Annotated in this window: 19 protein-coding genes; 11 read left to right on the top strand and 8 right to left on the bottom strand. The window is 71.3% G+C overall.

The features are described from left to right. The first annotated feature begins 157 nt into the window (after positions 1-157). From JOL79_RS14910 to JOL79_RS14900, 3 genes are all read left to right on the top strand, one after another. A complete protein-coding gene (locus JOL79_RS14910) occupies positions 158-1,231 on the top strand; it encodes an LLM class flavin-dependent oxidoreductase (RefSeq protein WP_210156628.1) in 1,074 nt (357 codons plus the stop codon). A 37-nt stretch (positions 1,232-1,268) separates the two neighbouring features. Beyond that, positions 1,269-1,922 (top strand): FMN reductase, encoded by a 654-nt coding sequence (locus tag JOL79_RS14905; protein WP_210156404.1) that lies wholly within the window; start codon positions 1,269-1,271, stop codon positions 1,920-1,922. Between the two features lie 153 nt (positions 1,923-2,075). Next, positions 2,076-2,903, top strand: coding sequence for an SAM-dependent methyltransferase (locus tag JOL79_RS14900; protein WP_210156627.1), 828 nt, complete (start codon positions 2,076-2,078; stop codon positions 2,901-2,903). 125 nt (positions 2,904-3,028) lie between these two features. On the opposite strand, the gene JOL79_RS14895 is transcribed toward JOL79_RS14900, so the two are convergent. The 4 genes from JOL79_RS14895 to JOL79_RS14880 form a co-directional block, all read right to left on the bottom strand. Then, positions 3,029-4,699, bottom strand: coding sequence for a phospholipase C (locus JOL79_RS14895; protein WP_210156403.1), 1,671 nt, complete (start codon positions 4,697-4,699; stop codon positions 3,029-3,031). 146 nt (positions 4,700-4,845) lie between these two features. Next, entirely contained in the window at positions 4,846-6,075 is a 1,230-nt protein-coding gene (gene efeB, locus JOL79_RS14890) for an iron uptake transporter deferrochelatase/peroxidase subunit (protein WP_210156402.1), read from the bottom strand. Further along, positions 6,072-7,265 carry an EfeM/EfeO family lipoprotein gene (locus JOL79_RS34005; RefSeq protein WP_210156401.1) on the bottom strand — a complete coding sequence of 398 codons (1,194 nt, stop codon included), beginning with the start codon at positions 7,263-7,265 and terminating at the stop codon, positions 6,072-6,074. Before JOL79_RS34005 ends, efeB begins: the two co-directional genes overlap by 4 nt. Positions 7,266-7,496: 231 nt before the next feature. Then, positions 7,497-7,868 (bottom strand): CoA-binding protein, encoded by a 372-nt coding sequence (locus JOL79_RS14880; protein ID WP_307848527.1) that lies wholly within the window; start codon positions 7,866-7,868, stop codon positions 7,497-7,499. Positions 7,869-8,065: 197 nt separating this feature from the next. Here JOL79_RS14880 and JOL79_RS14875 point away from each other — a divergent pair, with 197 nt between their 5' ends. Together JOL79_RS14875 and JOL79_RS14870 are read left to right on the top strand one after the other, a co-directional pair. Further along, positions 8,066-8,887, top strand: a complete 822-nt coding sequence (locus tag JOL79_RS14875; RefSeq protein ID WP_307848526.1) for an SAM-dependent methyltransferase — start codon at positions 8,066-8,068, stop codon at positions 8,885-8,887. Between the two features lie 186 nt (positions 8,888-9,073). Continuing rightward, positions 9,074-10,144, top strand: coding sequence for a hypothetical protein (locus JOL79_RS14870; protein ID WP_210156398.1), 1,071 nt, complete (start codon positions 9,074-9,076; stop codon positions 10,142-10,144). Between the two features lie 38 nt (positions 10,145-10,182). On the opposite strand, the gene JOL79_RS14865 is transcribed toward JOL79_RS14870, so the two are convergent. From JOL79_RS14865 to JOL79_RS14855, 3 genes are all read right to left on the bottom strand, one after another. Continuing rightward, positions 10,183-10,971, bottom strand: coding sequence for a hypothetical protein (locus JOL79_RS14865; RefSeq protein WP_210156397.1), 789 nt, complete (start codon positions 10,969-10,971; stop codon positions 10,183-10,185). Positions 10,972-11,083: 112 nt separating this feature from the next. Then, complete coding sequence (locus JOL79_RS14860; RefSeq protein WP_210156396.1) at positions 11,084-11,905, bottom strand: methyltransferase domain-containing protein; 822 nt, start codon at positions 11,903-11,905, stop codon at positions 11,084-11,086. A 61-nt stretch (positions 11,906-11,966) separates the two neighbouring features. Continuing rightward, a complete protein-coding gene (locus JOL79_RS14855; protein ID WP_210156395.1) occupies positions 11,967-13,064 on the bottom strand; it encodes an enolase C-terminal domain-like protein in 1,098 nt (365 codons plus the stop codon). Positions 13,065-13,173: 109 nt separating this feature from the next. Between JOL79_RS14855 and JOL79_RS14850 the strand changes: the two genes are divergently transcribed. The 3 genes from JOL79_RS14850 to JOL79_RS14840 are packed head-to-tail and all read left to right on the top strand — an operon-like array spanning position 13,174 to position 18,456. Continuing rightward, positions 13,174-14,940 carry a thiamine pyrophosphate-dependent enzyme gene (locus JOL79_RS14850; RefSeq protein ID WP_210156394.1) on the top strand — a complete coding sequence of 589 codons (1,767 nt, stop codon included), beginning with the start codon at positions 13,174-13,176 and terminating at the stop codon, positions 14,938-14,940. Positions 14,941-14,944: 4 nt separating this feature from the next. Beyond that, entirely contained in the window at positions 14,945-17,992 is a 3,048-nt protein-coding gene (locus JOL79_RS14845; protein WP_210156393.1) for an FAD-binding and (Fe-S)-binding domain-containing protein, read from the top strand. Then, positions 17,989-18,456, top strand: a complete 468-nt coding sequence (locus JOL79_RS14840) for a CBS domain-containing protein (RefSeq protein ID WP_210156392.1) — start codon at positions 17,989-17,991, stop codon at positions 18,454-18,456. Before JOL79_RS14845 ends, JOL79_RS14840 begins: the two co-directional genes overlap by 4 nt. 12 nt (positions 18,457-18,468) lie before the next feature. Here the strand turns inward: JOL79_RS14840 and JOL79_RS14835 are convergent, their stop codons facing one another. Then, entirely contained in the window at positions 18,469-19,272 is an 804-nt protein-coding gene (locus JOL79_RS14835; protein WP_210156391.1) for a sigma 54 modulation/S30EA ribosomal C-terminal domain-containing protein, read from the bottom strand. Positions 19,273-19,461: 189 nt separating this feature from the next. On the opposite strand from JOL79_RS14835, the gene fbp reads away from it, so the two are divergent. From fbp to JOL79_RS14820, 3 genes are all read left to right on the top strand, one after another. Then, complete coding sequence (gene fbp, locus JOL79_RS14830; protein ID WP_210156390.1) at positions 19,462-20,577, top strand: fructose-1,6-bisphosphate aldolase/phosphatase; 1,116 nt, start codon at positions 19,462-19,464, stop codon at positions 20,575-20,577. A gap of 24 nt (positions 20,578-20,601) precedes the next feature. Beyond that, the gene (locus tag JOL79_RS14825; RefSeq protein WP_210156389.1) at positions 20,602-20,871 is read left to right on the top strand and encodes a hypothetical protein; all 270 of its coding nucleotides are present in this window, start codon (positions 20,602-20,604) and stop codon (positions 20,869-20,871) included. A gap of 141 nt (positions 20,872-21,012) precedes the next feature. Continuing rightward, complete coding sequence (locus JOL79_RS14820) at positions 21,013-21,969, top strand: universal stress protein (RefSeq protein ID WP_210156388.1); 957 nt, start codon at positions 21,013-21,015, stop codon at positions 21,967-21,969. Positions 21,970-21,971: the final 2 nt, after the last annotated feature.

Below are 21,971 nucleotides of genomic sequence, written 5' to 3'. Positions count from 1 at the left end.
TAGCCACCGCACCCAGCCACCGCACCCAGCCACCGCGTGCCTGAGGAACACGCGCCGCACTGCGCGTCACCCCCCGGCGACGTCCGGGGGGCGACCCGGAATAAGCTGTGAGGCCGAATGCGCTTGAAACTTCAACCAAGAAGGGCGAGTGAGCGCGATGCAGTTCGGCATCTTCACAGTTGGAGACGTCACCCCGGACCCGACCACGGGCAGGACCCCCACCGAGGGTGAGCGCATCAAGGCGATGGTGACGATCGCGTTGAAGGCGGAGGAGGTGGGCCTCGACGTCTTCGCGACCGGCGAGCACCACAACCCGCCGTTCGTCCCGTCGTCCCCGACCACGATGCTCGGTTACATCGCCGCGCGGACCGAGCGCCTGATCCTCTCGACGGCCACCACGCTCATCACCACGAACGACCCGGTGAAGATCGCCGAGGACTACGCGATGCTGCAGCACCTGTCCGGCGGGCGGGTGGACCTGATCATGGGCCGCGGCAACACCGGCCCGGTCTATCCCTGGTTCGGCCAGGACATCCGCATGGGCATCCCGCTGGCCGTCGAGAACTACGCCCTGCTGCACCGGCTGTGGCGGGAGGACGTCGTCGACTGGGAGGGCCGGTTCCGCACCCCGCTCCAGGGCTTCACCTCCACGCCCAGGCCGCTCGACGGCGTCCCGCCGTTCGTCTGGCACGGCTCCATCCGCTCCCCCGAGATCGCGGAGCAGGCGGCCTACTACGGCGACGGGTTCTTCGCCAACAACATCTTCTGGCCCAAGGAGCACTACCAGCGGCTGATCGCCCTTTATCGGCAGCGGTACGCGCACTACGGGCACGGCACGCCGGAACAGGCCATCGTGGGCCTCGGCGGCCAGGTGTTCATGCGGAAGAACTCGCAGGACGCCGTGCGGGAGTTCCGCCCCTACTTCGACAACGCCCCGGTGTACGGCCACGGCCCGTCGCTGGAGGACTTCATGGAGCAGACGCCGCTGACCGTGGGCAGCCCCCAGCAGGTCATCGACAGGACGCTGACCTTCCGTGAGCACTTCGGCGACTACCAGCGGCAGCTCTTCCTGATGGACCACGCGGGACTCCCGCTGAAGACCGTCCTGGAACAGCTCGACATCCTCGGCGAGGAGGTCGTGCCGGTGCTGCGCGCGGAGTTCGCCAAGGACAGGCCCGACACCGTGCCGGACGCCCCCACCCACGCCGCCCTCGTCGCCGCGCGCGACTGAACCGTTGGAACCGTTGGAACCGTTGGAAGGACCTGCCATGACCGCCCTGCGACTGGTCGCCGTCTCGGCCGGGCTCAGCCAGCCCTCCTCCACCCGCCTGCTCGCCGACCGCCTCGTCGAGGCCACCCGGCGCCACCTTCCCCCCGAGCGCGAGGTGGAGACCCTGGTGATCGAGCTGCGCGGGCTCGCGGTGGACATCGCCAACAACCTCGTCACCGGTTTCCCCAGCCCCGGCCTGAGCGCGGCGATCGACGCGGTGACCGGGGCGGACGGGCTCGTCGCCGTCACGCCGATCTTCACCGCGTCGTACAGCGGCCTGTTCAAGTCGTTCTTCGACGTCATCGACGCGACCGCGCTCACGGGCACGCCGGTGGTCGTCGCGGCGACCGGTGGCACGGCGCGGCACAGCCTGGCCCTGGAGCACGCGCTACGCCCGATGTTCGCCTACCTCCGGGCGATCGTCGCCCCGACCGCCGTCTACGCGGCCTCCGAGGACTGGGGCGGCGGCCGGGACGTCCGCGCCGACGGCTACACCGAAGGGCTCGCCGGCCGGATCGACCGCGCGGGCGCCGAGCTGGCCGCCCTGATGCCGTCCGCGGCGGAGCAGCCCGCCGCGGCGGGCACGGCGGGCACGGCGAGCACGGACGAGGTGGTCCCGTTCGAGCAGCAACTCGCCGCGCTGCGCCCCTGACGCGCGGAACATCACGATTGTCGATCATCTTCACGGATCACCAGCGCGGGCCGCGGCGTTTGTCAGGATTGCGGGGAACCGAACTTCTTCGTGGTGAGGAGTGGGCCCGTGCCAGACAGTTCCGTGCCAGACAGTTCCGCCTCCGACGGTCGTATGCCCGGCAGCGTGCCTGAGAGTCCCGTGCCCGGCACGCCACCGGGGGTCGACACGGAGGTGTCCCACTCACCCCGCATCTGGAATTACTGGCTGGGCGGCAAGGACAACTACGAGATCGATCGGTTCATCGGCGACCAGTTCCGCGGCATCTTCCCCGACATCGTCGACATCGCCCGCAGCTCCCGCGGGTTCCTGAAGCGGTCGGTGGAGTACATGGTCCACGAGGCGGGGATCCGCCAGTTCCTGGACATCGGCACCGGGCTGCCGACGGTCGACAACACCCACCAGGTCGCCCACCGTGCCGCCCCCGGCTCGCGGGTGGTCTACGTCGACAACGACCCGATGGTGCTGGCACACGCCCGCGCCCTGCTGGTCAGCGGTCCGGAGGGGACGACCGAGTACATCGACGCCGACCTGCGGGAGCCCGAGAAGATCCTCGACGCGGCCGGGCGGTCGACGCTCGACCTGACCCAGCCGGTCGGCCTCATGCTCCTGAACATCCTCGGCCACATCCCCGAACACGACGAGGCGCGCTCCATCGTGGCCAGGCTGCTCGACGGCCTGCCCTCCGGGAGCCATCTCGCGGTCGCCGACGGCACCAACGTCGTGCGCGGCGCGGAGTTCGACGAGGCTATCGCGGTGTGGAACGCGAGCGGCTCGCTGCCCTACACCCTGCGCAAGCCGGAGCAGATCGAACGCTACTTCGACGGCCTCGAACTGGTCGAGCCGGGCGTCGTCTCCTGCCCGCTGTGGCGTCCCGGCACACCGGAGGTCGGCTCGCTCCGCGAGGTCGACGAGTTCTGCGCCGTCGGCCGCAAGCCCTAACGGCGTCCGCCGGTAACGACCGGAGACAGCGGAGCCGGAGGCAACGGGAGGCGACGGGAGGCAACGGAAACACGCCGGGTCCGCGCCCTGATGGGCACGGACCCGGTGAGTGGCAGGTCGATCGCTCAGTGGCGGGAGACCGAGACCACCGCGCCGGAAGCGGGGTTGAGGATGACCTGGCCCGCCTTGGCCTTGTGGAAGTCGAACAGGCCCGCGAGGGAGCCCGCGCGCTCGTCGAACGAGGTGTCGCCGATCCGGCCGAGACCCCAGTTGTCCTCGATGAAGCGCAGGATCGAGGTCTGGTCGGTCAGGGTGTGGTCGACGTGGTTGACCCTGCTATAGGGGGAGATCACCAGGAGCGGGGTGCGCGGGCCGTACCCGCAGCGGTCCTGGTAGCCGCCGGCCTCGTGGGCCTTGCCGCACAGGGCCGCGCTGTCCTGGGCCGGGTCGGCGGAGCCGTTCACGATCGGCGACTTCTTGTGGTCGTACCAGCCGTCGGAGTCGTCGTACGCGACGACGATCGCGGTGTCGTCCCAGAACTTCGACTTCTGGATCTTGTTGATGGTGTTGACCGTGAAGGTCTGCTCGTCCAGCGGGTCGGAGTTGCCGGGGTGGCCGTCCTGGTAGGCGGGGGCCTTGAGGAAGCTCACCGAGGGCAGGTTGCCGGCTGCGAGAGCGGCGTCGAAGTCGCTCATGTCATAGTTGTGGTTGGCCTGGTCGGTGCGGCCGATCGCGGCGACCGACGACGGCGCCAGGTGCTTCGGGTTCGAGGTCGACTTGTAGTACTCGAACGGCGAGTGGTGCGGGCTGTAGTCGACGACCGAGTTGCCGCCGATGTTCTGGTGGGTGGAGCCGCAGACCGAGTAGTCGCCTGCCGTGCCGGTGGGCCGGAAACCGCCCTGGAACCAGCCCCAGTTCACGCCCTTCGCGTTCAGCAGGTCGCCGACGTTGCGGCCGGTCGCCATGGCGAGGTTGTTCTTCGAGGTGTGGTTGTTGTCCGAGCAGTCGTCGAACGCCGGGTCGGGGTCGTTGATGACCGTGCCGACGCCGTTGGCGTCGGGCGACGCGGCGACGCTGGTGTCGTTCACCTTCGCGTGGGTGACCGGGTCGACCGCGACGATGCCGTGGGTGTTGCCGGAGATGAGGTTGATCGCACCCGGCGTGGAGGGACCGAAGCCGGTGTTGTACGAGTTGTCGCTCATCGCGTAGTGCTGGGCGTAGTTCCACATCGCCGTGACGGTGTTGCCGTCGTAGTAGTCCATGACGATGCCGGGCTGGGTGAAGATCCCGTTGCCGCCGCAGGTGTTGTGCTCGGTGTGCTCGACGAACTGGTCCATCTTGCCGCCGTCGTAGGCGAGCTGCTCGTGACCGTACCCGTGGTCCTGGCTGCAGGTGAGCGCCTGCTCGTGGGACAGCCGCTTCGGGTTGTACTGGTTGGGGTTCTTCGTCAGCAGCTTCTTGGTCAGCCCATCGACCTTCGGCGTGCCCTTGGCCGCCTTGAAGGGGGTGCCGTCGGTGTTCGCCGCCTTCGGGTAGGTGCCGAAGTAGTGATCGAACGACACGTTCTCGTTGAAGATGACGACGAGGTGCTTGATGGGGGTCGAGGTGCGGACCGGCTGCTCGTGGCCGGGGTCGCCGTGGCCAGGGTTCCCTGGGTTGGGGTTCCCGTGACCGGCGCTCAGTGCGGCGGCCGAGCTCGGCGACACCGTGGTGACCGCCAGGACGCCGGCGGCCATCACGGCGGTCGCGGCGGCGCCCCAGCGCGCTGCTGTCTTGTTGATCGGGCCTACGCCCATGATGCCTCCTGTCGGAAAGCCGAGCTCGGAATCACTCGGGTCACACCGGAAGCAGGAGCCCCACGGTGCTTAGCCGAGCAAACCGTTTCCGTACGACGGCTTTCCTCCAGGAAGGTGACGGGGATTCAAACACCCCTCGAACAACATCAAACCTGCATAAAGCGGGCGTAAGAATCCGCGGCATCGCGTACGCCGGGAAGCACGAAGAAGTAGCCTCCGCCGAACGGCGTGATGTAGTCGACGAGGGGCTCGTCCTCGAGCCGGTGCTGGACGGTCTCGAACTGCCGCCGGACATCACGCTGGTAGCAGGTGAAGACGAGACCGACGTCGAGGTCGCCCACGGCGTCGGTGCCGCGGTCGTAGTTGTAGCCCCGGCGCAGGATGCGGCTGCCGTCCGCCTGGGGCGTGCGCGGGTTGGCCCTGCGGATGTGGCTGGTCAGCGGGATCACCGCCCCCTCGGGATCCAGCTCGTAGCGGGGGACGTCCTGCTCCCGGAGGCCGTCGAGCGGGGCGCCGGTGTCCTTGGCGCGGCCGAACATCTGCTCCTGCTCGCTCAGCGAGACCCGGTCCCAGAACTCCACCCGCATGCGGATGAGCCTTATGACGGCGTAACTGCCGCCCGTGGTCCAGGCGGTCTCCGGCGTCTCGCCGCGCACCCACACCAGCCGGTCCATCTCGGCCGCGTCGGCGGTGTCGGGGTTGGCGATGCCGTCCTTGAAGCCCATGAGGTTGCGCTGGGTCCCGGCCGGGCGCGGCGGGCTGGAGAACCCGTTCATCCGCCAGCGGAGCTGCATGGCTCCCCTGGTGTGCCGGGCGATGTCGCGCAACGCGTGCAGGACGGTGTCGTCGTCGTCCGCCGACAGTTGCAGGCTGAGGTCGCCGTGACACCAGTGGGGGTCGAGGTCGTCGTTGGGGAACGTCGGCATCGCCGTGAGCCCGGACGGCTTCCGCCCGGCCAGGCCGTACCGGTCGTCGAACAGCGACGCGCCCACGCCGAGCGTGACCCGCAGCGCCCCCGGCGGCACGTCCGGCCCGAGGATGCCGGAGTCCGCGGGCGGCGCGGTGATGCCCGGGTCGGGCGGCGGGCCGCCCGACGTCAGCGCCCGCGCCCGGTCGGTGAGGGCGCGGAGCAGGTCGCGCAGTTCGTCGCGCTTCCCGGCGACCACGTCGAAGGCGGCCACGGCGGTGCGCCGCGCGGGCGGCTCCAGGACGCCGGCCTGGTGCGGGCCGTGGAAGGCGGCGGGGAAGGCGGCGGGGGCACCCGGCGACGCCGCGTCGCGCGGAGCGACCACGCCGGGGGTGCCCGCCGCGACGGTCCCGGCGATGCCGGTGGCGAGGGCGCCGCGCAGGAACGCCCTCCGGTCGTAGCCGCTCACGACGTCCGCCTCGGGAAGCCGACGACCGCGATCGGGGCCAGCCGTTCGAGCAGCTCACCGACGGAGCCGTTCAGCGCCTCGCGTGCGCGCCGGTCGAGGTCCGCGACGGACGTCCACCGGTCGCCGTGCCGCTGGGCCTCCACCTGGTCGCGTACGCGGGCGAGCAGCCGGTCGGCCTCGGGCAGATCCGGGTATCGCGACCGCAGCAGCGGCCGCAGCACGTCCACCGCCTCGCGGGTGCCCTCCAGGTTGGCCGAGACGGTGGCGAGCGTGGTGCCGCTGCCCTCGTCCGCACGCCCGGTGAGCTCGAACTCCAAGGCGTCCTCCATGATCTCGTGGGCGCGCAGCGGCAGGTCCGCCGGGTCGAGCCGCTCATCGGGGAAGTCCCGGCGCAGCGCCCTGACGTCCCGGTCGAGCCGGTCGGCCGGCCCGCGCAGCGACGTCGCGGACTCTCCGTGCCACAGGCCATGCTCCAGCCGATGGAATCCGGTGAAGTCCTTGTCGCGCACGCCGCCGGGCAGCCCCGCCGGGCGTCCGTCGATGGCGTCGCCGAGGTCGCCGAAGGTGCCGTAGGCCGCGCCCAGCCGCTCGTACGCCAGGTGCGCGGGGAGCCAGGCGGCGCGGGCGGCGGCCAGATCGCCCCGGTCCACCGCGTCCCGCAGCGTCGCGGTCCGCTTCGCCAGCGTCTTCAGTCCGCGCGTCACGTACGCCGCGTACTTCTTCGCCGGGGCGTAGAGGTCGTTGTCGGTGACGGGAACGACGGCCGGGCCGGCCCCTGTCGCCGTCCCGGTTATCCGCACCCGCGGCCCGTCGACCGGGTCGGAGCCGTCGGCCAGGCAGCGGACGGCGTACGTGCCCGCGCCGAGGCTCACCCGGAGGGTGCGCGTCACGCCCGGCGCGAGCTCCTCCAGCTCGGCGTGGACGGCTCCGTCCGGCACCCCGACGATGTACGCCTCTGCGGGCACGTTGCCGGTGTTGGACAGCGACAGCGTCTGGTCGCCGGCCCGGGGACGGATCCAGCCCTCGCCGCAGTGGCTGGTGGACACCTGGATCGGCGCGGACGTGCCCGCGGGCGCCGAGGGCGCGGCGGGCCGGGGGCTCGCTCCGGCCCGCGCGTCCGAGGGTCCGGCGCATCCGGTCGCGAGCAGGACCGCCACGAGGACCACGGCGGGAACCACACTTCGAACCACGGCGGGAACCACCGGGAGGCGCACCGCGCCCGTCGTGACGTCCGCCCGCCGCGCCCCCACCGAAACCCCCCAAAGTTCACAACAGCGACTAGAGGCACCTTAGGCGGCTAAACCCGGTGGGCATGGTGGACGTCGGCGTCGTTCACGAACTGCTCACCGACCGTTCGCCTGCGGCGAGGGACCGACGAGGCAGGGACGCCGCCAGTCACCGCCGCCAGTCACCGCCGCCAGTCACCGCCGCAACGCCCACTCCACTCCGGGGCAGCGGTTCATGACGACGTCGAGACCCGCGTCCAGCGCGCGCTGCGCCGCGGCCTCGTCGACGACGCCCAGCGGCAGCCACACCGCGCCCATGCCGGCGGCGATCGCCTCGTCGACCACCGCTCCGGCGAACTCCGCCCTGCGGTAGATGCCGACCACGTCCACCGGGGACGGCACCTGCGCGAGCGAGGCGTAGCCGGGCTCACCCAGGACCGTCTCGCCCGCCGGGTTGACGGGCACGATCCGCTTTCCACGCGTCTGGAGCAGCCGCGCCTGGTCGTACGCGGTGCGCTCGGGGTTGTCGGTCAGCCCGACGAACGCCCAGGTGCGGGACTCACTCAACAGCCGTTTGATGACATTTTGATCCGCGAAACGGTCTCCCATGCCGAATGCAACATCGGCACGGCGTGATCGCATCCGCCGGAGCCGTGCCGCGTCGCACTGTCAGCCGCGTCGTCAGCCGCACAAGCCGGGGGGGTGAAGATCGTTGGCGACCGGCGTACTTCTACAATGTGTAGACCCGATGTGAAGGGCGACGGATGTCAGATATGGAACAGGCCCCGGCCGGCATCGATCCGACGGTTCCGAGCATGGCCCGTATCTACGACTACTTCCTCGGGGGCAAGGACAACTTCCCCTCCGACCGCGCCGCGGCGGAGGAGGTCATCCGGATCGGCCGCGAGTCGGGATACGACATCAGGGAACTGGCTCGGGCTAACCGGGCGTTCCTCGTCCGGGCGGTGCGCGAGCTCGCGGAGGCCGGCGTCCGGCAGTTCCTCGACATCGGGACAGGGTTGCCGACCCAGGAGAACGTCCACCAGGTCGTCAAGGAGATCGCCCCGGACGCGCGCGTCGCCTACGTGGACAACGACCCGATCGTGCTGGTCCACGCCCGCGCCCTGCTCGCCGACTCCCCCGAGACGATCGTGCTGGAGGGCGACCTGCGCCGGCCGAAGGAGATCCTGGACGATCCCCGGATCAGGGACCACTTCGACTTCACCCAGCCGATCGCGATCCTGGTGCTCGCCCTCCTCCACTTCTTCACCGACGAGGACTCCGTCCGCGGCATCACGGCGACGCTGCGGGACGCGCTGCCCTCCGGCGGCTACCTGGTCGTCTCGCACGCCTACTCCGCGACGATCGACGAGGACAAGGCCGACGAGGTCCGCTCCATCTACAGCAAGACCTCGGCGGACGGCATCGTGCACCGCGGGCCGGCGGCGCTCGCCCCCCACTTCGACGGCATGGAGCTGCTGGAGCCCGGAATCGTGCCGGTCGAGAGCTGGCGTCCCCGAGACGACCAGTATCCGGGCGACCCGAGCCGCAGCGGCTACGTGGGCGCGGTCGCCCGCAAGCCGTGACATCCGGCCCGCTCCGTCCCACGGCGTACTGACGCGTGCTGACGCGGACGAGCCGTCCGCGCACCGCCGTCGATCAGGCGGAAGTTTCCCGAAAGGCCATTGCGCAGCAACGCGTCATGTCACGGGAGTGCACTCCAGGCTCAGTAGTCTGCCGCCGATCTTCCCCCGTGAAACGGAGCTTCTGCCATGTGGAGCATCACGCGACGTGCGGCCATCGCGGCCGCCGCGACCGCGATCGCGGCCCTGACCGTCGGCGCGGGCAGCGCGAACGCCGCCAACGACCGGCACGGTGACGGGCCCGGCAACGCCAAGGGCCGGCCGTACACCGTCGGGCTCTTCGGCGACATGCCATACGGCCCGCAGGGCCGCGTGGAGTACCCGCGCCTGCTGGCCGACATGAACACGTCGGACATCGAGTTCTCCATCTTCGACGGCGACCTCAAGGCGGGCGGCGACGGCACCTGCGACGACGCGCTGTACAGCACCTCGCTCGCCTCGTTCAACACGCTCAAGCGCCCCGTGGTCGTCCTCCCCGGCGACAACGACTGGACGGACTGCTGGGGCCGGTACGGCGCGGGCACCGGCGGCTTCGACGCCCTGGAGCGGCTCGACCACGAGCGCCAGGTCTTCTACCCGACCGACCAGACCCTCGGCCGGCACACGATGACCGTGCAGCGGGAGAGCTCCGAGCCCGGTTACGAGAAGTACCGGGAGAACGTCCGCTGGGTGTACGGTCCCGTGATGTACATCGGCCTCAACGTCCAGGGCTCCAACGACAACCTGCCGCACGCCGGCGTCGACGGCGAGAACCGTCCCGACAGCGAGATCGCGCGCATGACGGCCGAGCACCAGGAGCGCGAGCGGGCCAACATCCACTGGCTGTCGGAGTCGTACGCGCTGGCCGCGAAGCAGGGACTGAAGGGCGTGATGGTCGCCTGGCAGGCCGACCCCAACTTCAACAACGAGCAGAAACTGCAGCCCGCGCAGTACGACGGCTACAACGAGATCCTTCCCGAGCTTCGCAAGCAGGTCCTCGCGTTCCCCGGCCAGTCGGCGCTGGTGCACGGCGACAGCCACTACTTCAAGCTCGACAAGCCGATGAAGTACGACAACGGCCAGGTCGTGGCGAAGTTCACGCGGGTCGAGACGTTCGGTGACGGCAACACCCACTGGGTGTCGGCCACCGTCGACCCGCATGACCCCAACCTCTTCGAGTTCACCCCGAAGATCGTCGCCGCCAACGTGGCCGACCGCTGACAGCCTCCCGGCAGTGACGGGGCCGGCTTCGGCACCACTCAGGTGTCGTCGTCGTCCCCGTCCTGCCGGCCGGTGCCCTCGCCCTCGCCCTCGCCCTCGCCGAGCCAGTCGTCGAAGGCCTTCCGGTCGTTCTCGTCCGTCAGCGGAGCGTCGTCGTCCCCGGTGTCCTGAGCGGTCGTCTGAGTGGTCGTGGTCGTGGTCGTGGTCTCGCTCGAGGCGTGTGGCACTTTCCAGGACGCGGTGGCCTTCCTGCCCGTCCTCGCGCTCTGGGCGTAGTTGTCGATGTCGTCCTGCCACGCCGCCAGCAGGGCGTCCGCGAGGTTCGGCTCCAGCTTCCGCGGGGCGAACATCAGCTCACGATGCCGTTCGTGGACGCCCTCGGCCAGCAGGCGGTGGTCCGGCAGGTCGACCGCGCTCTTCGCGGGAGGGAAGAGCTCGGTGTAGTACTTACGCATGGCCTCGAGTTTCGTCGTCTTGCGGATGTAGGACGCGAACGTCCAGCCCTTCTCCGCGTGGATGCCCCATTCGTGCGCGAGGCTCTCCAGGATCTCCGGGTACGTGAGGCCGCCATGCAGGCGGATGCGGACGACGACCTTCGCGTCCCAGACGCCGTCGACCAGCACCACGCTCGGGACCGTGTGGTCGATGTCCCGCCCGTCGATGATCAGGTAGGTCTCTCCCTGGCGTCCCGCGTCCTCCGTGACCAGGTCCAGAGTGGTCAGCCTGTCGGCGATGATCGCGTCGGTGTTCGAGATGGGCTGGAACGTCTTCCACGCCTTGGCGTAGTCGCTGTCCTCCACACCGAACTTGCCTCTGAGCGTGAGCACGCCACGTCCTTCCGCCGGGGGGGTGAGGGCCTCCCAAGCATGGGGGCGGCCCTCGAAGGCGACAAGACCCAGCCTCGGCTGATTCGCCCCCCGTGACGGTGATGTCACTCTTTCAGGGCACCCGGGGCACCCGGCAGAGGATCTCGCCGTGGAGCACGCTGAACCACCCGTCGTCGCGGGCGCCCCACTCCCGCCAGGCCCCGGCGATCCGCTCGAGGTCCGCCTGCGTGGCGTGCCCGCCGTCGACGGCGAGGCGCGCGTAGGAGGAGTGCAGAGTGCGGTCGGCCCACAGCCCGCTCCACCACGCGCGATCCTCGGGAGAGGCGTAGCACCAGGTGGAGGACGACGACCTGACGTCGGTGAAGCCCGCCTCCCTCGCCCAGGCGTGCAGGCGGCGGCCGGCGTCGGGGGCGCCGCCGTTGGCGCGGGCGACCCTGCGGTAGAGGTCCAGCCAGTCGTCCATGCCGGGGACGTCCGGATACCACACCATGCCGCCGAAGTCGGCGTCGCGCGCGGCGACGATCCCGCCCGGCTTGGTCACCCGCCGCATCTCCCGCAGCGCCCCCACGGGATCGCCCACGTGCTGCAGCACCTGATGGGCGTGCACGACGCAGAAGGACGCGTCGGGGTAGTCGAGAGCGTGCACGTCCGCCGTCGCGAACGCGACGTTGCGCAGACCGCGCCGCTCCGCCTCGCCGCGCGCCTGGTCGACGACGCCCGGCTCGCTGTCGACGCCGACCACCTCGCCCTGCGGCACGAGCTCCGCCAGGCCGGCGGTGATGGTGCCGGGGCCGCATCCGACGTCCAGGATCCGCATGTGCGGCAGCAGCTCGCCCACGAGGTACGCGGCGGAGTTGGCGGCCGTGCGCCAGCGGTGAGAGCGCAGGACGGATTCGTGGTGGCCGTGGGTGTACACGGCGGTCTCGTGCTTCATGTCGGCACCTTCCCATATTTCTCGATATGTGAGCAATTTTGTCTCATATATCGAGAGACCCTCATGCCACCCGATACCGCGCCGCGACGTCCGGCCTGAGGACCAGGCCGTGACCGGGGGCGCCGTCCGAGGGGTGGGCGACGCCGCCGACGGGCCGGGCCGCGCCGTCGAACAGCTCCGACTCGATGCGGACGTGGTCGTGGAACCACTCGATGTGGCGCAGCGCCGGGGTCGCGGCGGCGGCCGGCAGATGGAGGTTGGGGGCGCAGTGCGCCGAGACCTGGAGGTTGTGCCCCGCGGCGACGGCCGCGGCGCCGAACCACCCCGTGTAGCCGCCGCAGCGGGTGGCGTCCACCTGGAGGCAGTCGACGGCGCCCGCCCGGCACATCCGGGTGAAGTAGGCCAGGTCGGACCCGTACTCGCCGGCGGCCACGTCGGCGTCGCTCCGCTCGCGCACGAGGCGCAGCCCGGCCAGGTCGTCGGAGGAGACCGGCTCCTCGAACCAGCGCACGTCGTGGTCGCGCAGCCGGCGTTCCACCCGGACGGCCTGCTTGGCCGTGTAGCCCCCGTTGGCGTCGACGTACAGCTCGACGCCGGGCCCGACGACCTCGCGGGCCAGCGCGACCCGGTGCAGGTCACGCGGGACGGCCGAGCCGAAGGATTCGCCGATCTTGATTTTGACCCGGGGGATGCCCTGCTCGTGCGCCCAGTGCCGGAGCTGCGCGGCGGTGGTGTCGTCGTCGTACGTGGTGAAGCCCCCCGATCCGTAGACCGGCACGGCGGCGTGGGCGGTGCCGAACAGCCGCACCAGCGGGACCTCCATCAGCCGCGCCTTGAGGTCCCACAGGGCGACGTCGAGCGCGGAGATCGCGTATCCGGCGATCCCGGGCCGGCCCGCGTTCCGCGCCCGGCGGACCATGGCCGTCCACGTCGCCGGGATGTCCATCGGATCGGCGCCGGCGACCACCGCGGCGAGCGTCTCCGCGACGACCGACGCGGCGGCGGCCGGGGCGTACGTCCAGCCCGTTCCGGTCGTCCCGCCGGCGTCGGCCTCGGCCACCACCAGCGTCGTCGCGTCCCAGGCCAGGGTGCCGTCGGCCTCCGGCCGGTCGGTGAGAACCCGGTAGGCCGTCGCGCGCACCTCGCGGATCGCGGTCACGGTGCATCGTCCTACCCGTGAACGGGCGACCCAAGGGGAGATCGCGTAAAAAGTCGGCGGTTTCCCCTCGCCCAACGTTTACGTCGTCAGGATGGGGCACCCCGCAGGTATGTCTGACATCGCCTCGGAAGTACTCATCGAACGACTGGCCGCCTGGGGTGTCGACACCGTCTACGGACTGCCGGGCGACGGAATCAACGGGATCATGGAGGGCCTGCGCCGCCACTCGGACCGGGTGAAGTTCGTCCTGGTCCACCACGAGGAGGCGGCCGCGTTCATGGCCACCGCCCATGCCAAGGCCACCGGGCGGATCGGGGTCTGCCTGGCCACCTCCGGCCCCGGCGGCATCCACCTCCTCAACGGGCTCTACGACGCCAAGCTCGACCACCAGCCCGTGCTTGCCATCACCGGCATGCAGGAGACGAGCGTCCTCGGCACCGGATATCAGCAGGAAGTGCACCTGGACCGGCTCTACGCCGACGTCGCCGAGTACAACCTCGTCGTCGACAACCCCGCGCAGCTGCCGGGTGTCGTGGACATCGCGATCCGCACCGCCTACGCCCGGCGCGGTGTGGCCCACCTGTCTCTGCCCAACGACGTGCAGGTGGCCCCCGCCGACGCCGACCCCTACCAGCACGTCGCCCCGGCCCGGCCGCCGGCCACGGCGCCGATCTACCTGAGCGCGCCCGGCACGCCCCGGCAGGAGGACCTGCGGGCCGCCGCCGAGGTGCTCAACGCCGGACGCAGGATCGCGATCCTGGCCGGGGCGGGGGCGCTGCACGCCCGCGACGAGGTCCTGGCCGTGGCCGAGACTCTGGGCGCGCCGGTCATCAAGACCCTGCCCGGGAAGGCCGTCATCCCGGACGACTCCCCCTACGCCGTCGGCGGGATCGGCCTGCTCGGCACCCGGCCGGGCGAGGAACTCGTCGAGGACTGCGACACCCTGCTGATGGTGGGGACCAACTTCCCCTACACCAAGCACCTGCCGGAGCCGGGCAAGGTCAAGGTGGTGCAGATCGAGGCCGACCCGTCCCGGGCGGGGGTGCGCCTGCCGACCGAGGTGCCCATGATCGGCGACGCGAAGGAGGGCCTCGCCGCGCTGCTGCCGCTGCTCGTCCACAAGGACGACCGCTCCCATCTGAACAAATACCGCGACGCCATGCGCCGGTGGCGGGAGAAGATGGCGGCGCTCGAGTCGCCGAAGCGCAGCCCCATCGCTCCGCAGTACCTGATGGCCTGCGTCAACCGGGCCGCGGCCGGCGACGCGGTGCTGACCTGTGATTCCGGCACGATCGCGACCTGGGCGGCGCGGCACTGGACCATCTGCGGCGACCGGCGGTTCTACCTGTCGGGCAACCTGGCCACGATGGCGCCCGGCCTGCCGTACGCGATCGCGATCCAGCACGCCTTCCCCGGCCGTCAGGTGATCGCGTTCGTCGGCGACGGCGGGTTCGCGATGCTCATGGCCGAGTTCCTCACCGCCGCCCAGCATGGGCTCCCGATCAAGGTGGTGATCAACAACAACAACGCCCTCGGCCAGATTTTGTGGGAGCAGATGGTGCTCGGCTATCCCGAGCACGGGGTGCGCTTCCCCAGCCCGGCCTCGGACTTCTCCGCCTGGGCGCGCTCGTGCGGCGCGTACGGCCGCAAGGTGAACGACCCGGCCGACGTCGACGAGGCCGTGCGGCAGGCGCTCGCCCACGACGGGCCGGCCCTCGTGGACGTGGACGTCAACCCGGACGAGCCGCCGCTGCCCGGCAAGGTGGCCTACGAACAGGCGGTGAAGTTCGCCGAGGCGTTCCTCAGAGGACAGCCGCACCGGGCCGCCATCGCCTCCACCCTGTTCAAGGACAAGATCTCGCAATTGGGGTCGTGATCGCATGAGCCAGCGGGTCTTCGTTCCCGAGCCGGTGACCACGCGCCCGCGGCAGCCGTACGTCCGCGTGCGCGACCTCGAGCGCGACCTGGCCGAACGGGTGGACGGCGAGGTGCGGTTCGACCCCGGCACCCGGGGCGCCTACTCCACCGACGGATCCAACTACCGGCAGGTGCCGCTGGGCGTGGTCGTCCCGCGCACCGTGGACGCGGCCGTCGAGGCGGTCGCGGTCTGCCGGCGGCACGGGGCCCCGGTGACCTCGCGGGGCGGTGGCACCAGCCTCGCGGGGCAGACCTGCAACACCGCCGTGGTGATCGACTGGTCCGCGCACTGCGACCGGCTGGTCTCGGTCGACGTCGCGGCGCGGACCTGCGTCGTGGAGCCGGGGATCGTGCTCGACGTGCTCAACCGGAGGCTGGCCGAGACCGGGCTGATGTTCGGGCCGCGCCCGTCGACCCACTCCCAGTGCACGCTCGGCGGCATGATCGGCAACAACTCCTGCGGGTCCACCGCGCAGGCCTACGGCAAGACCGCCGACAACGTGTCCCGGCTGGAGATCCTCACCTACGACGGCCTGCGGATGTGGGTGGGCCCCACGACCGAGGAGGAGTACGCCGAGATCCTGGCCGAGGGCGGCCCGCGCGCCCGGATCTACCGCGAGCTGCGGCTGATCGCCGACGACCACGCGGGCGCGATCCGCGACCGCTTCCCCGACATCCCGCGGCGGGTGTCGGGCTACAACCTCGACCAGCTTGTGCCCGGCGGCCCGTTCGACCTGGCCAGGGCGCTGGTCGGTTCCGAGGGCACGCTGGTCGTCGTGCTGCGGGCCGAGTTGCACCTCGTGCCCTCGCCCGCGGCCGAGAGCCTCGTCCTGCTCGGCTATCACGACATCGCCGCGGCCGCCGACGCCGTGCCGCGCATCGCCCGGCACCGCCCGCTCCAGCTCGAAGGCGTGGACGACCGGCTCGTCGGCTTCGAGCGGGCCAAGGGGATGCACCCGGACGCCCTCAAGAGGCTCCCCGAGGGCGGCGGATGGCTGATGGTCTCGTTCGGCGGAGACTCCCAGCGGGAGGCCGACGAACGGGCGCGGACGCTGACCGACGACCTCCGCCGTACGGAGCACGCCCCGCACATCGCCTTCTTCGACGACGAGCAGATCGAAAAGCACCTGTGGGAGGTCCGCGAGTCGGGCCTGGGGGCCACGGCCCGCGTCCCCGGCCTGCCCGAGACGTGGGAAGGCTGGGAGGACTCCGCCGTGCCGCCGGACCGGCTCGGCGACTACCTGCGCGACCTGCGCGCCCTGCTCCGCGAGTTCGGGTACGGCCAGGCGTCGCTCTACGGGCACTTCGGTCAGGGCTGCGTGCACACCCGGATCCCGTTCGACCTCGTCACCGCCGACGGCGTCGCCGCCTACCTCGCGTTCCTCGACCGGGCCGCCGACCTGGTCGTCTCGTACGGCGGGTCGCTGTCGGGGGAACACGGCGACGGGCAGGCCCGCGGCGGCCTGCTGCCCAAGATGTTCGGGCCCGACGTCATTAAGGCGTTCGAGCAGGTCAAGGCCGTCTTCGACCCCGACGACCGGATGAACCCCGGCAAGGTCGTCGCGCCGTACGGCATGGCGGAGAACCTGCGCCTCGGCCCGGCCTGGACGCCCGGCTCGCCGTCGACCCACTTCGGCTACCCGGAGGACGACGGCAGCTTCCAGCGCGCCGTCATGCGCTGCGTCGGCGTCGGCCAGTGCCGCAGGCACACCGGAGGCGTCATGTGCCCCTCCTACCGCGCCACGCGCGACGAGGAGCACTCCACCCGCGGACGCGCCCGGCTGCTGTTCGAGATGCTCGGCGGCCACTCCGACTCCCCGATCGGCGACGGCTGGCGCTCGACGGCCGTCCGGGACGCCCTCGACCTGTGCCTCGCGTGCAAGGGCTGCAAGCACGACTGCCCGATGCAGGTCGACATGGCGACCTACAAGTCCGAGTTCCTGTCCCACCACTACGCCCACAGGCTCCGGCCCGCCGCGCACTACTCGATGGGATGGCTCCCGCTGTGGGCGCGGCTCGCGGCGCTCGCGCCCGGCACGGTCGACGCGCTCGCGCACGCCCCCGGGCTGTCCGCCGCGCTCAAGCGGCTGGGCGGGATCGATCCGGCCCGGTCACTGCCGTACTTCGCCGCGACCCGCTTCACCGACTGGTACCGGGCCCGCGGCCCGCGCGGCGACGGCCGGCGCGGCCCGGTTGTGCTCTGGCCCGACACGTTCACGAACAACCTCAGCCCGCGCGTCGGGCGGGCCGCGGTCGAGGTCCTGGAGGAGGCCGGCTACCGCGTGATCATCCCGCCCGGCACCCTGTGCTGCGGGCTGACCTGGATCTCCACCGGGCAGCCCGGAATGGCCAAGCGGGTGCTGAGCCGCACGCTGCGGACCCTCGGGCCGGTCCTGCGCCGCGGCATTCCCATCGTCGGACTGGAGCCCAGCTGCACCGCCGTGTTCCGGGACGACGCGCCCAACCTGTTCCCGCGCGACAAGGACGTGGCCCGGCTGAGCGAGCAGACGCGCACGCTGGCCGAGCTGCTGTCGGACACCGACGGGTGGCGGCCGCCGCGGATCGACCGCGCCGCCGTCTCGCAGCCGCACTGCCACCACCACGCCGTGCTCGGCTACGACACCGACCGCGAGCTGCTGTCCCGCGCCGGGGTGCGCCTCGACGCGGTGGGCGGCTGCTGCGGGCTGGCCGGTGACTTCGGCTTCACCGCGGGCCACCACGACGTCTCGATGGCCTGCGCCGAGCAGGAGCTCCTGCCCGCCGTACGGGCCGCCGGCCCCGGCACCCTGGTCCTGGCCGACGGGTTCAGCTGCCGTACCCAGATCGAACAGTCCGGGGTCGGCCGCCGGGCGCTGCACCTGGCCGAGGTGCTGGCCGCCGCCCGGCGCGGGGACGACATCGGCGCCTTCCCCGAAGACCAGGCCGGCCGGCGTAATGACCGGGCCGGTCGGCGTGATGGTCAGGGTGACGGCCGGCGGAACGGCCGCCGGCCGGGCCGGGAGAAGCGATGATCGCGATGCTCGCCGGAGAGGTGATGACGACCCCCGTGCTGACCGTGCCCCGCGACTGGACCGTGCGGCAGGCCGTCCGCCTCCTCTACGAGCGGGACGTCAGCGCCGCGCCGGTCGTCGACGAGGCGGGCCGGATCGTGGGCATCGTCAGCGAGATGGACCTGCTGCGAGGCGAGTTCGAGGCCGACCCGCGCGCCCACCTCCGCCTCGCCACCCCGCCGGACGAGCGGCCCGATGTGGGACCGGACGCGGGGCCGGACATGGGGGTCGAGGAGGTCATGACGCCGAACGTCAGGACCGTCGGAGAGGACGCCGAGATCGAGGAGCTCGTCGACCTGATGATCAGCCTGGGCGTGAAGAGCGTCCCCGTCGTCCGCGACGACACCCTGGTGGGCATCGTCAGCCGCCGCGACCTCATGGGGGTGCTGGCCTACGGCGGCGACGAGGGCGAGAGCGGCGGATGACCCCGAGCCACGTCAGTCGCTGGGCGTGATGAGCCCGTAGTGGCCGTCGTAGCGGTGATAGACGACGGCTCCCCGACCGGTGCGGGCGTCGGCGAAGAACACGAAGGGCAGATCGCTGGTCTCCAGCCGTTCTGTCGCCTCGGCCACCGTGTGGGCGGGCGCGGGCACGGGGCTGACCGTGAGGGGCACGCTCACCGGCCCCAGGCGGTCGGGCCGAGGGGTGACCTGCGCGAGCCGATAACCGTCCCCGGCACGGTAGATGACGCTGTCCTCCCCGGTGCCGACCTCCCTGAACAGGTGGAAGTCGTAGTCGAGCTGCTCCATGTCGAAGGCCGCCTCGTCCGGGGTGGCCCACCCCAGTTCGTACGCCTTGTGCCGGACGATCTGCCGTTCACCGGCGGGACGGGGAAAGCAGGGCAGCGGGCGGCGCGGGGGGCTGGCCCCCCGCCACTCCTGCTCGACCTGCGCGGGAAGCCGCCCGCGCAGCGCCTCCCAGTCACGCGACGAACGGCGCAGCCGCACCCGGAGCCGGTCCACGAGCAGGTGCACGGCCTGGCTCATGTGCTCGCCGACCGCCTGGCCCCGGATGATCCGGCCGTTCACGTCGATGTTGGCCTGCGCGGTGCACCGGAGGGCGACCGCCGGGTCGGCGGAGACGTTGAGCTTCACCCGGGCGTAGAGCACGGGCACGTGCGCGAACGACGTGACGGCGGCCACCCGCTCGCGCGCCTCGTCGGCCGCGTCGGACGGCACCGGCCCGCGGATCTCCACCTGGACGTCGGCGGGATCGAGCGCGTTGGCCGTATGAGGGCTCATGCCACCTCCCGGATCGGTCTTCTGCCTGGTTGTACCCACTCCGGCCGGGACGTTGGTCCGCCGCCCGGCGGGACGAAGTTCCCTACCGGCCGCGTGTCGCCCGGCGCGATGGTGGCGGCAGGAGGCTCACCGTGGCGGACGGGCGACCCCCGTCTACAGTGAGAGTAGGGATAACGGGGGGTGATCCCAGTGATCACGCTGAGTATCATCAAGGCCGACACCGGCGGATATGTCGGTCACTCCGCGGTCCACCCGGCGATGATGGCCGAGGCCCGGCGCGAGATCGAGCGGGCCAAGGGATCGAGCCTGATCATCGATGGACGGGTGGCCTCCTGCGGAGACGACGTGTCGCTCATCATGACCCACGTCTACGGCCCCGACGCGGGGCTCATCCACTCCTTCGCCTGGGACACGTTCCAGGCCACCACCAGGATCGCCAGGGAGCTCGGGCTGTACGGCGCGGGGCAGGACCTGCTGTCGGACGCCTTCTCCGGCAATCTGCGGGGCATGGGGCCGGGCTACGCGGAGCTGGAGTTCGAGGAACGGCCGTCCGAGCCGGTCATCTGCTTCCTGGCCGACAAGACCGAGCCTGGGGCGTGGAACCTGCCGCTGTACAAGATCTTCGCCGATCCCTTCAACACGGCGGGGCTGGTGATCGACGAGAAGATGCACGCGGGGTTCGCGTTCGAGGTCTACGACCTGTTCGAGGACAAGCGGATCGTCTTCGACTGCCCGGCCGACCTCTACGACATGCTGATGTACATCGGGGCTCCGGCCCGTTACGTGGTGCACGGCGTCCATTCCAAGACCCTGGGTCATCCGGCGGCCGCCACGAGCACCCAGCGGCTGTCGCTCATCGCCGGGAAATACGTGGGCAAGGACGATCCGGTGATGATCGTCCGCTGCCAGTCGGGGCTGCCGGCCGTCGGCGAGGTGCTCGAACCGTTCGCCTTCCCGCACACGGTGGCCGGGGCCATGCGCGGCTCGCACCATATGCCGCTGCTGCCGGTGGCGGTCGCGGACGCGCACACCACCCGGTTCGACGGGCCGCCGAGGGTCGTCGCCCTGGGATTCCAGGTGCACGAGGGCCGGCTCGTCGGCCCGCGCGACCTGTTCGACGACCCGGCCTTCGACCGGGCCCGCGCGCAGGCGAACGAGATGGCGGACTACTTCCGCCGCCACGGGCCGTTCGAACCGCACCGGCTGCCGCTCGAAGACCTGGAGTACACCACGATGTCCGAACTGACCCGGCGCCTCGGCCACCGCTGGACGCCGATAACCACGGAAGTCGCGACACCGGCGTAAATCGGGTGGGGGTGACCTGCGAAGATGCCTGATCACGTGTTTCTCGACGAGATGCGGCAGGTCCTGGACGAGGTGTACCGGGATCGGGAGACGGCGGCGGTCCGGGACGTCTACTCCAGCGCGTCGGCGCGCCTGCGGCTGACCGCCGATATGCTCGCGCACCTCAACGAGATCCCGGAGGGCGGCTACACCCGGCGGCAGATGATCAAGTTGATCAATCAGGTGATCGAACGCCGGCATGAGCAGGACACCCTCGGCCTGATCGAGGAATTCCACACGCCTGGATCGCCCTGACACGCCCTGACACGTCACGACGCGTCCTGGCTGGTGCCGTTCACGCGGGCCGCGCGCGTCCTGTGTGCCCTGTGTGGATGTGTGCCCTGTGTGCCCCGTGTGTCACGTGTATTCCGGCGATTTCCGCGCAAAGGGGGGCGAATGAGCGACCACGAGCAGGCCCTTGACCAGGGGCGCGATCAAGTCCGCCCGGTCCTGGTGGGATACGACGGATCACCCGCCGGCGAGGCCGCGCTGCGCTGGGCGGTGGAGGAGGCCCGCCTGCGCGGCGCGCCCCTCACCGTCTGCCACGCCTGGTGCTGGTCCTATCCCTTCCGGCCGCCGGACGAGAAGACGCTCGAGGTGCTGCGGTGCCTCGGCGCGATGGTGGCCGACGAGGGCGTGCGCAAGGCGCACTCCTTCGCCGAGGGCTTGGAGGTCCGCTGGCACCTCAAGCGGGGATGGCCCGCCGCCGTGCTCCTCGAAGCGTCCCGGGACGCCGATCTCGTGGTGCTCGGCTCACGGGGGCACGCCGGGTTCGACGACGTCATGGTGGGTTCGACCGCCGTGCAGGTGCCCGCCCGCGGCGACCGCCCGGTGGTCGTCGTCCGGTCCGCCGAGCGACAGCCGGTCGAGACCCGCGGAAGCCGGGGCGAGGGCCCGAGTGAGGGTCAGGGTGAGCGGCGCGGCGCGCGGGTCGTCGTCGGTGTGGACGGGTCACCGGCGAGTGAGGCGGCGCTCGGGTTCGCCCTCGCGGAGGCCGAGCTGCGCGACGGACGGGTGGAGGCCGTGTGCGGCTGGTGGGACCCCGGTGTCCTGCCCGGTCCGGAACGGCTGCCGTTCGTCCGGCCGGAGACGCTGCGGGCGGAGGCGATCGAGCGCTTCGAACACGCCGTGGCCGGATGGAAGGCTGAGCATCCCAAGGTGCCGATCGAGACCAGGTTCGTCGTCGAGACGCCCCGGCGGGCCCTGCTGGACGCCGCGAAGGACGCGGACCTGCTGGTGGTCGGCAGCCGGGGCATCGGCTCGTCCCCCAAGCTGCTGCTGGGGCCCGTGACCCAGACCGCGCTGCACGAGGCGCCCTGTCCCGTGGCCGTGGTGCCGCCGGCGCGGCCCTGACG

Source organism: Microbispora oryzae, assembly GCF_017896165.1.
Classification (GTDB): domain Bacteria; phylum Actinomycetota; class Actinomycetes; order Streptosporangiales; family Streptosporangiaceae; genus Microbispora; species Microbispora oryzae.
The sequence above is the reverse complement of the archived record's forward strand: the minus strand, read 5'-3'. Positions and strand labels throughout refer to the sequence as shown.